Origin of the sequence: Ferruginibacter sp. (assembly GCF_028288465.1) — a bacterium.
Taxonomy (GTDB): domain Bacteria; phylum Bacteroidota; class Bacteroidia; order Chitinophagales; family Chitinophagaceae; genus Ferruginibacter.
The window spans coordinates 62559-76086 of sequence record NZ_JAQBNR010000015.1 but is presented as its reverse complement, the minus strand read 5'-3'; the positions used below and the strand labels follow the sequence as shown (position 1 = coordinate 76086).

The 13528-nt window shown below is 44.6% G+C and carries 8 protein-coding genes and 1 pseudogene; 5 read left to right on the top strand and 4 right to left on the bottom strand.

The features are described 5' to 3' along the window. Positions 1-8 precede the first annotated feature (8 nt). The 4 genes and pseudogenes from JWR61_RS05500 to JWR61_RS05485 form a co-directional block, all read right to left on the bottom strand. Entirely contained in the window at positions 9-1274 is a 1266-nt protein-coding gene (locus JWR61_RS05500) for a sarcosine oxidase subunit beta family protein (RefSeq protein WP_301926837.1), read from the bottom strand. Next, positions 1271-3691 (bottom strand): FAD-dependent oxidoreductase, encoded by a 2421-nt coding sequence (locus JWR61_RS05495; protein ID WP_301926836.1) that lies wholly within the window; start codon positions 3689-3691, stop codon positions 1271-1273. Before JWR61_RS05495 ends, JWR61_RS05500 begins: the two co-directional genes overlap by 4 nt. Before the next feature lie 97 nt (positions 3692-3788). Next, positions 3789-4154: pseudogene (locus tag JWR61_RS05490) on the bottom strand (four helix bundle protein). A 61-nt stretch (positions 4155-4215) separates the two neighbouring features. After that, on the bottom strand, positions 4216-5421 hold the full coding sequence (locus JWR61_RS05485; protein WP_301926835.1) for an aromatic ring-hydroxylating dioxygenase subunit alpha: 1206 nt from the start codon (positions 5419-5421) through the stop codon (positions 4216-4218). Positions 5422-5723: 302 nt separating this feature from the next. Here JWR61_RS05485 and JWR61_RS05480 point away from each other — a divergent pair, with 302 nt between their 5' ends. The 5 genes from JWR61_RS05480 (at position 5724) to JWR61_RS05460 (ending at position 13486) form a co-directional block, all read left to right on the top strand. Then, complete coding sequence (locus JWR61_RS05480; protein WP_301926834.1) at positions 5724-7217, top strand: amino acid permease; 1494 nt, start codon at positions 5724-5726, stop codon at positions 7215-7217. Between the two features lie 7 nt (positions 7218-7224). Continuing rightward, positions 7225-8688, top strand: coding sequence for a betaine-aldehyde dehydrogenase (betB, locus tag JWR61_RS05475; protein ID WP_301926833.1), 1464 nt, complete (start codon positions 7225-7227; stop codon positions 8686-8688). A 14-nt stretch (positions 8689-8702) separates the two neighbouring features. Beyond that, positions 8703-10349, top strand: a complete 1647-nt coding sequence (gene betA, locus JWR61_RS05470; protein WP_301926832.1) for a choline dehydrogenase — start codon at positions 8703-8705, stop codon at positions 10347-10349. Positions 10350-11748: 1399 nt separating this feature from the next. Further along, entirely contained in the window at positions 11749-12972 is a 1224-nt protein-coding gene (locus JWR61_RS05465) for a tyrosine-type recombinase/integrase (RefSeq protein WP_301926831.1), read from the top strand. Between the two features lie 160 nt (positions 12973-13132). Then, on the top strand, positions 13133-13486 hold the full coding sequence (locus JWR61_RS05460; RefSeq protein WP_301926830.1) for a hypothetical protein: 354 nt from the start codon (positions 13133-13135) through the stop codon (positions 13484-13486). Positions 13487-13528: the final 42 nt, after the last annotated feature.

Sequence of the window (13528 nt, the reverse complement as noted above, 5' to 3'; positions counted from 1 at the left end):
ATATTTTTTTAGTGAGCAACGCCTGCTGCTCCATGTTCGTCGATCAGATGCCCTGTTACGAAGCGGTCGAGCGCAAAAGGCTTATTCAATTCATGCGGGGTACCAGTTGCAATAGTGTGGGCCATTACCCAGCCGGAACCTGGCGTGGCCTTGAAACCACCCGTTCCCCAGCCTGCATTGATAAACAGGTTTTCAACCGGGGTAAGTCCGATGATGGGCGATGCATCCGGACAGACATCAACGATACCTCCCCAGGTTCTCAGCACCTGTGCACGGGAGAAGATAGGAAACAATTCCAGTGCCGCCGCCAACTGGTGTTCGATTACATGAAAGCCGCCACGCTGCGCATAAGAGTTGAAGGCATCAGTGCCAGCGCCCATTACAAGCTCGCCCTTATGGGCCTGGCTTACATACACATGAACGGCGCCGCTCATCACCACGGTGTTGAGCACCTGTTCCAGCAGTGGACTCACCAGCGCCTGCAATGGCCGGCTCTGGATTGGAACGGAGAATCCGGCGAGATTGGCCAGCACCGAGGAATGACCCGCTGCAACCATACCGACCTTGCCGGCAGCAATGGTACCCTGGGAAGTGTGTACGCCCTGCACCTTATTGTTCCGGATGTCAAAGCCTGTTACTTCGGTGCCCTGGATGATATCTACTCCCAGATCGCTTGCTGCTTTTGCATAACCCCAGGCTACCCAATCATGTTTGGCGATGCCGCCACGTGGTTGGTAGGTAGCGCCATGCACCGGGTAGCGAACATCTTCGCTGATATTGATGATGGGCACCAGTTTTTTCACCTCTTCCGGCGTGAGCCACTCACTGTCGATACCGTTGAGGGCGTTTGCATATAAATTTCTTTTTTTCGAACGCACATCACTAACCGAATGTGCAAGCGTCAAGACGCCCCGTTGGCTAAAAAACATTTCATAGCCGAGGTCTTCCTCCAGCGTTTCCCATAATTTAAGGGAGTGCTCGTAAATCGCGGCCGATTCATCCCACAAATAATTTGAGCGGATGATGGTGGTATTACGGGCGGTATTGCCGCCGGCCAGCCAGCCCTTCTCAACAACAGCAATATTGGTGAGGCCATGATTTTTTGCCAGGTAATAAGCGGTTGCCAATCCATGACCGCCCCCGCCTACGATGATGATATCGTATGCTTTCTTCGGCTTCACCGACTTCCAGAGTTGCGGCGGCTGCTCAGGCAAAGCGGCTGCCCGCCTTCGTCCTATAATGCCCGGGGCCAATGTATCGTTCGTGTTCATCATGATTTTAATCTTGTCATTTGTGGATCGAATTGCGGATCCTGTCCAACGATTGCAGCATAATCCAAATCGAAATACCGGATCGTTAATTCTGTCCCCTGCGTACTCAATGCTGCGGGCACCCAGGCATAAGCTAATTGCTTACCAATGGTATGACCGAAATAGGCACTGGTAACATAACCCACCACCTTGCCGCGGTTCAGTACAGGCTCCTTACCCAGCACCACATGTTGTGGGTTTTCAAGTACCAGGCAAACCAGTCGCCTGGTCAATGCATCTTTGTCTATTTCATTAAAAGCCTCCGCCCCTTTGTATCCTCCTCCTTTACGGACGGCAAAGGACAGCCCCGCCTCATGCGGGTTGTGCTCACTGTTCATATCTGTTCCGTAACTGCGGTATCCTTTTTCCAGGCGCATGGAATTAAATGCTCCACGACCGGCTGCAATCAGTCCGAACTGTTTTCCTGCCTGCCAGAGCGTGTCCCATAATTTCAGCGCAAAATCTGCGGTAGTGTATATCTCATATCCCAGTTCACCAACGTAAGATAGCCTGGCAAGCATCACGGGTACATGGCCGAGATAGGTATTCTTTAGTTTAAAGTAGCCGAGTGCCTCATTGCTCAAATCATCTTTAGTTAAAGACTGGGCGAGTGCCCGCGCCTTAGGTCCGAAGAGCCCGAGGCCTACAGTGCCGGCAGTCACGTCCCGCACATGTACGGTATCTGGTGCCAGTTGTTTCAGGTAATTGATATCAGTATTACTATTCACACCAATAAAAAAGTCGTGCTCACCACGCCGCATAACAGTGATATCGCTTAGTATACCAGCCTTATCATTCAGCAGCAGGCAATAAGTGATGGAGCCCTGCTTCTTGCGCAGGTTACCTGTTGTCATTTGCTCCAAAAACTCTAATGAACCTTTACCGGTGACTTCAATGCGTTTTAAGGTAGTGATATCGAAAAGCCCAACGCCCCCCCTTGCTGCACAAACTTCCGCACCAATGATTGGTGACCAGAATTTTGAACTCCATTCATCCCGTGATGGACTTTTGAAACGATCGACCAGACCTGCGTTGGCTTCGTACCATTGCGGCCGTTCAAAACCGGCAGCTTCCAGGAAGAAGCCACCAAGCTCCTGCTGACGCTGATAGAAACCTGTAGTCCGAAGAGGCCGAGGCGACTCCATTGGCTGCAACGGATGCAGCAAATCGTACACTTCCACAAAGTTTTGTGCACCGCGTTCTTCAATATGTTGTGAACCCAACTGGTGGGCATCAAACCGGTTAACATCACATTCGTGCACGGCCAGTGTTGGATGTCCATTGACGATCCATTCGGCCATTGCACGTGCCACACCGCATGCATGGGTGACCCATACTGCTTCAGCAACCCAGAAACCTTTCAACCCCGCCCACTCCCCCATCAGGGGGAAGTTGTCTACGGTGAAGGAGAACAAACCATTCATCGTTTCTGCAATAGCAGTGCTTTTCAGTGCGGGAATTACTTCAGTCGAATACTCCATGGCACCCTTCCAATCCTCCGGGGTAAATGGCACCTGGCTAGGCATTACTTCAGCAAGCTCCGAGGGAAGGATGTCCTGGGCCCTCACAGGAAGTGGCCGGTGTCCGTACCAGCCAACCGCAAGACTTTGACCTCTCTGTTTGAAATAAAGATCCGACCCCTGGTGACGGAGCACGGGCAATTCGGCTTCCGTTTTATAAGAAGCCAGCTCCGGCATTGGTACCGTATAGCATAGCTGGTGCGCCAATGGCTGTATAGCTTTCGACATACCCACCATCGCACCAATTTTCGGCCCCCATATTCCGGCGCAGGAAACAATAATATCAGCCGGAAATGTCCCCTGTGTTGTTTGAACACCGGTGACGTGACCATCGATCTGATCAATGACTATGACTTCGCAACCATCAATAAACCGGGCGCCGCGGCTGATAGCACGCTGCCCCATTACTTCATCGGCCAGTACCGCCCGGGCGATGCCATCATCGGGCACGTACAATGCACCGAGCAATTTATCACGATCCAGTAAGGGATGCAACTTCAACGCTTCTTCAGGAGATATCACCTGCGCATTTATCCCGGCAGACATGGCCAGTCCCGCCCTGCGGTGAAGATCGGCAAGGCGCTCAGGCGTTGTGGCCACCTCCAGGCTGCCCACCTTAAGAAAACAAGGCTCGTCGCTATGCTGAAGGCTATATAATTTTTCAACCGTCTGGCGGGCAAACTGCGCCATGGTACGTGATCCATTGGTCTGGAAGACAACGCCAGGCGCATGTGATGTAGAGCCACCGGGCTTCCACAGTTTACCTTTTTCGATAACAGTGATATCACAATATCCCCGTTCCGTAAGCTCGTCGGCCAATGAACAACCTACAATACCGGCTCCTATAATTACAATCTTCATAATGTTTTAATGACTAATTACTAATGACTAAGTACTAATGACTAATGAATAATGGATACTGGCAAGTCGCTGTAAATTAGTCATTATTCATTAGTAACTACTTCTTATTACTTCGCTTTGTTTTGATTGAACTTGTAAGTAATTTGGCTATTTCCTCAGCATCGTTAATAGCCGAATGATGTTCAATCTCTGAAAGGGTTTGAGCCGAAAAAAGCAGATCGAGCCAATACATCGTTTCATTAATTTCTTTTCAGGCAATAGCCAATTTATGTATAAAATCATCAGCACTTTCTGCGTAGGCAGCTTCTCTAACCATAACCCCAGGATTGGTTCCTGCACGCAAAAGCTGCTTACTGATGACATATTCTCGTTTTTCTTCCGTCAAATACCTATTTAATTTAAGGATTCTCACAGCAAAAGCAAAAGACTTTTCTCTTAGAAAGTCTTTTTCAATATTCTTCATTATATGAATTTATAGTCTTTAAAAAATGACTAATTAGTCATTAATCATTAGTAATTAGTCATTACCGATTAGTCATTGTTTCACTGTACCAGGAAAGAAACTGCTTCACAAGGTATTCCTCGTCGGCCAGTGGGCCGGGCATATAGCCACCGGAGCAAATGCCGCGGTAAGCACCTTCTGCCAGGCGCTGATCCTGTGCATTGGTCGCAGTCCAAACATTTGTCAGGTCATCAATATTATAATCAACACCTTCCACCGCATCGGCTGCAACGAGCCACTTGGTACGGACCAGGGTCTTGTCTACCGAAAGCGGGAAGACCGAGAAAGTGACAATGTGGTCAGTCAAAAAGTGATTCCAGGAATTCGGATGCGTCCACAAAGAAAGTCCGCTTCCCTCCGGCCGTGTAAAATTCCCGAGGAGTTTTTTACAGGCGTGTTCTGGTTTCAGCGTATGGGAGATGCACTGGTTGGCGAGTGGCAGCCGGACTGTGCGAAACCACAATCCATCAGGGAACTCTATCAATTCAAAAGGAAGGCCGAGGCTTTCCCATTCTCTTTCTTTTTGCTGGAGCGCTTCCTGGAAACGTCGCTCATCGGCCTGTACATTATCCTTGTCCAGCCCTTTGCCAAAACCTGAACTGTACAACGGTACCAACAGTTCAGGGTGGTTGCTGGAACAATGCAGGCACTCCCTGTTATTTTCAATAACGAGCTTCCAGTTACAGGCTTCAATAATATCCTTCTGGCAGGCAATTTTGGTTTTAGCCACTTCGTATGGAGCAAGATAAGGGGTAAGCCTGCTTTTCACTATTTCGATATCAGGAGGAGCTGGCGAAGTAAGACATACATAAATAAGGCCTCCGATTACGCTTACTCCTATCGGGTTGAGCCCAAAATCTTCAACAGGAAAGCCAGGCTCCATACCGCGGGCGTGTATCAGCTTTCCGTCAAGGCCGTAAGTCCAGTTATGATAAGGGCAGATGAGTCGGCGACAGTTGCCTTTTTCACCGGTAACCATTTCATGACCGCGGTGCCGGCATACATTGTAAAAGCCCCGCACGTCATCGTTTTCAGCCCGCTGCAGAAAAAAAGATCGCTTTCCTAATTTCAACGCAATGTAATCGCCTGCTTTCGGAATGTCGGCTTCACAGGCTACATAAATCCATTTACTATAGAAGATTTTTTCAAGCTCCTCTTCAAATATGTCAGTACTTGTGTAATACTGCACAGGTAAAGTAAAGTTTGAATCAATTCCGTTTAAGGACATAGACGTATTTTTTATCATTTAGAGTTAGTCCGCAACTAAGTTAAAAAATAAAGGCAACACGGGGATATTTTTTATGGTTTGGAGTAAAATCGTCTAACCAAATTAAAAAATAAGGGCTGGATGGTGATTTTTTTATAAATTGGAGTCAGATCCAATAATTAAGCCGGAGCAAAAAAGCAGCTGGTATTCAATATTCATGAAGACAATAACCAACAAAATCAGGATGGCCTGTAAACATATAAAACAGGCGCCTGTTCATTAAAATTTAATATTTACTAAAACCAATCACCTGCAATTCATGTATGAATGAAACGCCCGCTAACGATAATAACGACCTGGCCAGTTTTGGTTATCGCCAGGAATTGAAGCGTTCCATGGGGAGCTTTTCCAGTTTTGCTGCAGGCTTTTCTTACATTTCTATTCTTACCGGTCTTTTTCAAATGTTCCATTTGGGTTATGGCGTTGCCGGACCGGGATTTTTCTGGACCTGGCCATTTGTATTGGTTGGTCAATTACTGGTGGCATTGTGCTTTGCAGAACTAGCTTCGAGGTTTCCTTTATCCGGCGGGGTGTATCAATGGGCCAAGTTTACAGGCAATCCTTTTCTTGGCTGGATGACAGGCTGGATTTACCTGGCTTGTTTGATTGTTACCATCGCTGCGGTGGCCATGGCACTGCAGGTGAGTCTGCCCCAGATTTCTGGATCATTCCAGATCATCGGAAACTCCAATGATGCAAAATCGGTTGCTGTGAACGCCATTTTACTGGGTTCTGTCCTGATTATTATAAGTACCATCGTCAATGCAAGGGGTATTAAGTTACTGGCTCTGATTAATAATATTGGAGTATTTACCGAACTGATTGGTATTGTATTGCTGATCATTTTACTGTTCTTAAACAGGGTAAGATCTCCGGTCGAAGCAGTTGTTCACATTAAAAATGCCGGATCTGCTTTCAATGCCTTTCCTGGTCTGAAGATTTTTTTTGCAGCTACTGCCTTAACCGCTTCGTACGTATTGTATGGCTTTGATACGGCCGGAACATTGGCTGAAGAGACACATGATCCGCGTAAAAAAGCGCCCCGTGCCATCCTGCAGGCCTTGCTTGCCGCCGGCTTTGCGGGATTACTAGTATTGTTGCTTGCGTTGATGGCAGTACCAAGTTTTGGTATGCCAGACCTGGGAAATATAAACGGGGGATTACCTATGTTAGTAAAATCAGTGTTGGGTGAAACTACGGGCCGTCTTTTTTTATGCAATGTTATTTTTGCCATCGTTGTATGCACTTTTGCAGTTCATTCAGGAGCAGTAAGATTAATGTTCGCCATGGGGCGTGACGGATACCTGCCCTTTAGTAAATCCTTGTCGCATGTTTCCGCAAAAACCCAGACGCCGGTGTTGGCAACCCTGCTTTGTGGATTGGCGGCAATCATTATCCTGGCGGTCAACCTGCAATTTCCCAAAGTATTTGAGTTGGTGACTTCTATCGCTATATTGTGGGCTAACCTGGCCTACTGGATAGTCGTAGCACTTCAACTGAGAAACAGGATTATATTGACCCGTAATGGAGAAGATGCGGACGCAAGGTTTAGTTTGGGCAAATGGGGTTTCCCGGTTAATATCCTGGCGCTTGCCTGGAGCAGTTTTATGGTAATCAATGTGTCATGGCCCCGTACAGCAACCTATGGCGAAGGATGGTATAATCAGTATGCCGCATGGATATACACTGCGGGGCTGATTGGCCTTGGAGTGTTGATTTATAATTACAGGCTTTATAAAAAACAACAAATTTCTTAACAAGCATATGGAGTATACTCAGTTTATAGATGGCGCATTAACTACCAACACAAACAGGGAATCCTGGGTAAACTATAATCCGGCTGACAACAATCCGCTGGGAACCGTTTACCAGGCAAACGAAGAAGATATTGAAGCAGCTGTAGCTTCTTCACAAAAGGCGTTTCAAACCTGGCGTACTAAAACGGGGGCAGAGCGTGGGCGGGTGCTGTTAAAAACAGCAGAGATATTAAGATCCAGGTTAGAGAAAATTGCTTTGCTGGAAACGCAGGATGTTGGTAAGCCGCTTTCGGAATCGCTGGCGGTCGATGTTAGTTCCGCTGCAGACGCCCTGGAATATTTTGGCGGAATGGCTGCAACCATACACGGAGATTTTGTTGATTTAAAAAACGCCTTTGGCTATACCCGTCCGGAGCCTCTAGGTATTTGTGCAGGCATTGGTGCATGGAACTATCCTATCCAGATTGCTGCCTGGAAAGCTGCGCCGGCACTGGCCTGCGGCAATTCGATGATATTTAAACCATCCGAACTCACCCCGGCAACGGCACTCGAATTGGCGCAGGCATTTATGGATGCCGGCGCTCCGCCCGGTTTATTTAATGTAGTGCAGGGTGATGGCAGGGTTGGCGCTATGTTAACAGCTCATCCAGGTATCGCAAAAATTTCACTGACAGGTTCAGTGGCAACGGGTAAAAAAATATTTGCCGGTGCCGCAAGCCAACTAAAAAAAGTAACGCTTGAACTGGGTGGCAAATCTCCATTAATTGTTTTTGAAGATGCTGATATATCCAATGCGGTATCAGCCGCCCTGTTGGCTAATTTTTATACGCAGGGTGAAGTTTGTTCTAATGGAACAAGGGTATTTGTGCAGCACAAAATCTATGACTCCTTTTTGTCGCAGCTAAAGGAGCGCACTGAAAAAATCAGCGTAGGCTACCCTGCAGATCCGGATACCCAGATGGGCGCATTGATCAGTAAAGCACACCTGGAAAAAGTAATGGGGTTTATTGATGCAGGAAAAGCTGCTGGTGCAACATTACTGACCGGAGGTATACGACCTGAAAAAGATTTTAAAGGACGGGATATTCGCTCCGGTAATTTTTTAACGCCGGCAATTTTTACAGATTGCGAGGATGCGATGGAAATCTGCAAGGAAGAGATTTTTGGTCCGGTGCTTTGCATACTTTGCTTTGACTCCGAAGAAGAAGTAATTGCAAGAGCGAATGACTCCGCTTACGGACTGGCAGCCGGTGTATTTACGAATGATATCAAACGCGGCCACCGGGTAATTCATCAAATACAGGCAGGCACTTGCTGGATCAATAATTATAACATCACTCCGATTGAACTGCCTTTTGGCGGGTATAAACAATCTGGCCTTGGCCGGGAAAATAGCCTTGCTGCCATTCAGCAGTATACGCAGCTAAAAAGTGTTTATGTGGAATTGGGAAATGTAGACTCCCCTTATTAAATGTATAAATAGCAATGGATAAAATTTTTGATACAATCATTATTGGAGGCGGATCTGCAGGCTGTGTGCTGGCAAACCGGCTGAGTGAAAATCCGGATCATAAAGTGCTGGTGCTGGAGGCGGGAAGGACAGATGCCTGGTGGGATATTTTTATTCATATGCCGGCAGCGCTCACCTACCCGATTGGCAGTAAATTTTATGACTGGCAATATAAGTCGGAGCCTGAGCCATTCATGAATAACCGCCAGGTGTATCATGCCCGTGGAAAATTGTTGGGTGGATCGAGTTCCATTAACGGAATGATTTTTATTCGTGGTAATGCCATGGACTATGACAAGTGGGCCAGGGATCCGGGAATGGAAACATGGGATTATGCCCATTGTCTGCCTTATTTTAAAAAGTCAGAAAACAGAACCGCCGGAGTGAACGCCTTTCGTGGTGGCGATGGCCCATTACATCTTGAAACTGGCCCTGCAACGAACCCTTTATTCAATGCATTTTTTAATTCAGCCAAACAGGCAGGCTATCCGCTCACAGATGATGTCAATGGATTTCAACAGGAAGGTTTTGGCAAGTTCGACCGCAATATAAAAAACGGGAAGCGTTGGTCTGCTTCAGATGCATACCTGCATCCTGTTTTAGGAAAACGAAAAAACCTGGAAGTAATCTGCGGTGCGCTCACCACCAAAATTCTGTTCTCGGGTAAACGTGCCGTCGGCGTAGAATATTTGAAAGGAAATAATTTGCACAGGGTTACCGCAGGTGAAATAATTTGCTGTGGAGGAGCCATTAATTCGCCGCAGGTGCTGCAGTTGTCTGGAATCGGCAACCCGGAAACGTTGAAAGCAGCAGGAGTTGATGTGCTGCACGACCTGCCCGGTGTGGGAGAGAATTTACAGGATCACCTGGAAGTATATATTCAATACAGCTGCAAGAAACCAGTAAGCGTATACCCGGCATTGAAATGGTATAACAAACCCTTGGTAGGCCTGCAGTGGGTGTTGTTTAAGAAAGGACCTGCTTCAACCAATCACTTCGAAGGAGGTGGATTTATCAGAAGCAATGAAATGGTGGCCTACCCTAATCTTCAGTTTCACTTTTTGCCGGTGGCAATACGATACGACGGTACGTCTCCATCAGGGGGACATGGCTACCAGGTGCATGTTGGCCCAATGAATTCTGATGCCCGTGGATCAATAAAAATAAAGTCATCGGATCCAAAAGAAAAACCAGCTATCCTGTTCAATTATCTCTCTACAGAACAGGATCGTAAAGAGTGGGTGGAAGCCATCCGTTGTGCCCGTAAAATCCTGAATCAACCAGCGATGGATGAATTTAATGGTGGAGAACTTTCACCCGGACCGGCAGTTGATACGGATGAACAGATACTGGACTGGGTGCGTCGTGATGCAGAGACTGCCTTGCATCCATCCTGCACTTGTCGCATGGGTACGGATAATATGTCTGTTGTAGATCCACTCACTTTGCGGGTACATGGTATTGAGGGTTTAAGGGTAGTAGATGGAAGTGTAATGCCCTATGTAACCAATGGTAATTTATATGCACCCATTATGATGATTGCAGAAAAGGCAGCGGATATTATTTTGGGTAACAAGCCGCTTGCACCGGAGAAAGTCGATTTTTACAGGAAGCCGGATTAACCTATGGCACGACTTTTCCAGGCACAGCTTGTTTTAATTAATGATAGACAAAAAAACATGATCAGCGAAAACAGGCCGACCATTGGACTGGGCTAATCCAGAAATTTAGAAAAAACCAATTAATTGACATTTTCAGTTCCCAGTCTAAAATACAAAGCACAGAATTCGTAGAAGTGCACTAAATCCTTTCCCTATTGGTCACAAAAATTAATGAATTTTACTCTATCCGACTAACTCTGATCACCAAACCAATCACCAGCGAAAATAAAAATAGCTGACATCGTTATGGTAGAAGTTCTCAACTTTTTAAAAGCCATGATGGCAAGATTCGAACTTCATCAATCATTCCTTCTTCCCCCTTATGAAGTGTAAGATTCAAAAGATCAAAGTTTCAGTCTAAAAAAGCCGGGATGAATGTATTCGAGCTTTTCACTGTTTGATTTTTTAGCTGTCATCAAAAAAGTAACCTAAAGGAAAAGTTTATCGCAACAAAAACCCGCTCTGGAAGCGGGTTCTAAGTTTGTAGTTTTTGGGTGCCCAGAACAGGATTCTTATCTTATTGATTTACATATACTTAACTAAAATGTGTGTCATATTTAAGCCCTTTATTTATTGCAGGCTTATTGGCAAAAAAAAATAAACAATATTTCTAAATAATTTATGTAAAGTTTTTACTCTTAAAAATTGCCTTCTCTCATATATAGAAACTCTGATCCTTCAACAACGTCAAATTCATTGTTATTTCTGCGGCGATGATTTTAATATATTAGATCATTTTACTTACTAGTTCATAAAATTGTCTAGTATGACTAAACTATCGGGGATTTAAGAATTCTATAAGGTAACGAATGAAGTGGGACTTCCAGTCTGTGCAGAGCAATGGTTAATGTATGGTATTGGGCTTAGGGTTTATTCTTTATAATCGTTATCACGCAGTATATCTATAACTGCTTTAGCTTCCTTATGCAGACCTTTTATACATTGTAAAAACCATAGCATTAATCTGTCGAAATGTATATTAACCTTAAAGACTATTACCATATAAAAATATGTAGCTACTGTTGCCTTACCATTTTTTAAGTCTCACCTTGCCACTAGAGGAAAGAATGAAGGGATGCTGAAATACACTTTTGGACTCTTAAAAAACATGTCTCTTATTTTCTTGCTTGATTATTCAGATTAAATTCCTTTTAATAAAAATTTATATAGATGTAGCAATAATTTGTATTTTGTACCATAAAGTTGTTTGCTCCCGTACCTAAATCCTGTTACTGAGAGATGGCTTTGCCATTCAAAAATATTACCGTCATTCCTACCTCTGTTCCATTTAAATAAATAACAAATCTATTCCGCGGGTGAAATATGAAACCCGGAATATTGAATTTTTAAATTTAAAAACATGGAAACAGTAACATTGAGGCCACTTTATCACAGAGAAAAAGATTGCATTGGCATTTACTTCAACAACCTGCCCTTACTGAACAAATCGGTAAGAAAGGTAACCGATTGCCGCTGGACAAAGACTTTTAAATGCTGGTACACTCCATTAAATAAAGCCAATTATATGGCCATTACTGCTGCGTTTGAAGGGTTGGCTGTAACAGACTTTGCTGAACTAAAAACTTATTTAATACAAAGGCAAAAAGTTACCCCCGCCGTAAGCCCGGCAAAAGTAGCTTTACCACCTGCACCAGTTAGTGGAGTTAAAGAAAAGACAACCACCACCATTTATAAACCGCTGACGGTTATAAAAGCAGGCACCATACAAGCGATCAATGCGCATGTATTGCCAGCCATGAAGCAGCAGCTTGTTTTAAAAGCCTATAGCCCCTCTACTATCAGAACTTATCTTACAGAGATGAGCCAGCTACTGCAAACGGTTGGCAAAAACAATGCAGACGCTTTAACACCAGTTGATTTAAGAAGATACCTTGTTTTTTGTTTTGAAAAATTAAGGCTAGCCGAAAATACCCTGCATAGCAGGATCAACGCACTGAAATTTTATTATGAACAAGTGTTGGGGCGGGAGAAATTTTTTTGGGAAATACCAAGGCCCAAAAAACATATACAATTGCCACAGGTATTTAACCAGGATGAAGTTGCGGGCATAATCAATTCGATTACCAATTTAAAGCACAAGACCATGTTGATGCTGGCCTACAGTGCAGGCCTGCGGGTGAGTGAAGTGGTAGCTTTAAAAACATACCAGGTTGACAGCAAAAGGATGAGTATTTTTTTAGAAAGGGCCAAAGGTAAGAAAGATCGCCTGGTAGCATTGAGTGCAGTATTGCTGGTAATGCTAAGAGAATATGCATTAAAATATAAGCCTCAAAAAAAGGGATATTTGTTTGAAGGAGCTGTTGCCGGACAAGCGTACAGTACCCGAAGCCTGGAAGAAGTGATACAGCAGGCAAAGCAAAAAGCCGGTGTAATTAAGCCGGGCAGTATACATGCGTTACGGCACAGCTTTGCTACACATTTGCTGGAAAGAGGTACCGATATTTCCATGATACAAAAGTTGCTGGGTCACAATGATCTTAGAACAACGTTGCGGTATCTTCACACGACCAATAAAGACCTGATAAAAATTGTAAGCCCGCTTGATAATCTGGACTTAAAATAACAATGAACTGTGTATTACCGCTACAAATAAATTTCCGCGCTTTTTTAGATATTTTATTCACTCACAGGAAGTTAGAAAAATTGTTTTTGATAAAAAGTAGCGTACTTTAGCTATAATACACATGTTGTGGGCAATTGCCAAGAAACACACTAAGTAGCAAATGAAAACCTATCAATATAATAACTTGACGGAACTACTTCTAACTCTGATAAGAGAGCGACCGGGAATGTATTTGGGATTAGCAAAAATTAGCAAACTGCCCAATTTTATTCTTGGGTATCAGTTTTGTAGTAATATTTCGCAAAATGAAATTGACTTTTATTTTGGAGAGAAAGGATTTATAGAATGGTACACTTCAAGATATAATCCGGCACAAACAAGTTTTTGGCAGGACTACTTTTTAGCGGAAACAGGAAATGATGAACATAAAGCACTGACATTATATTTTACTCGGTTAGAAGAATATCACAATTGGTATATGTCACAATTGCGTGAACAAACTGAGACAAAATAACTTGACGGCAACAGCCCACAACATGGGGTTTTATGCAAGTTG

What these genes read in the sequence shown, in the direction of transcription:
- JWR61_RS05480 (WP_301926834.1), top strand. Translation starts at nt 5,724, where the DNA reads ATGAATGAAACGCCCGCTAACGATAATAACGACCTGGCCAGTTTTGGT.
- JWR61_RS05500 (WP_301926837.1), bottom strand. Translation starts at nt 1,274, where the DNA reads ATGATGAACACGAACGATACATTGGCCCCGGGCATTATAGGACGAAGG.
- JWR61_RS05485 (WP_301926835.1), bottom strand. Translation starts at nt 5,421, where the DNA reads ATGTCCTTAAACGGAATTGATTCAAACTTTACTTTACCTGTGCAGTAT.
- betA (WP_301926832.1), top strand. Translation starts at nt 8,703, where the DNA reads ATGGATAAAATTTTTGATACAATCATTATTGGAGGCGGATCTGCAGGC.
- JWR61_RS05465 (WP_301926831.1), top strand. Translation starts at nt 11,749, where the DNA reads ATGGAAACAGTAACATTGAGGCCACTTTATCACAGAGAAAAAGATTGC.
- betB (WP_301926833.1), top strand. Translation starts at nt 7,225, where the DNA reads ATGGAGTATACTCAGTTTATAGATGGCGCATTAACTACCAACACAAAC.
- JWR61_RS05495 (WP_301926836.1), bottom strand. Translation starts at nt 3,691, where the DNA reads ATGAAGATTGTAATTATAGGAGCCGGTATTGTAGGTTGTTCATTGGCC.
- JWR61_RS05460 (WP_301926830.1), top strand. Translation starts at nt 13,133, where the DNA reads ATGAAAACCTATCAATATAATAACTTGACGGAACTACTTCTAACTCTG.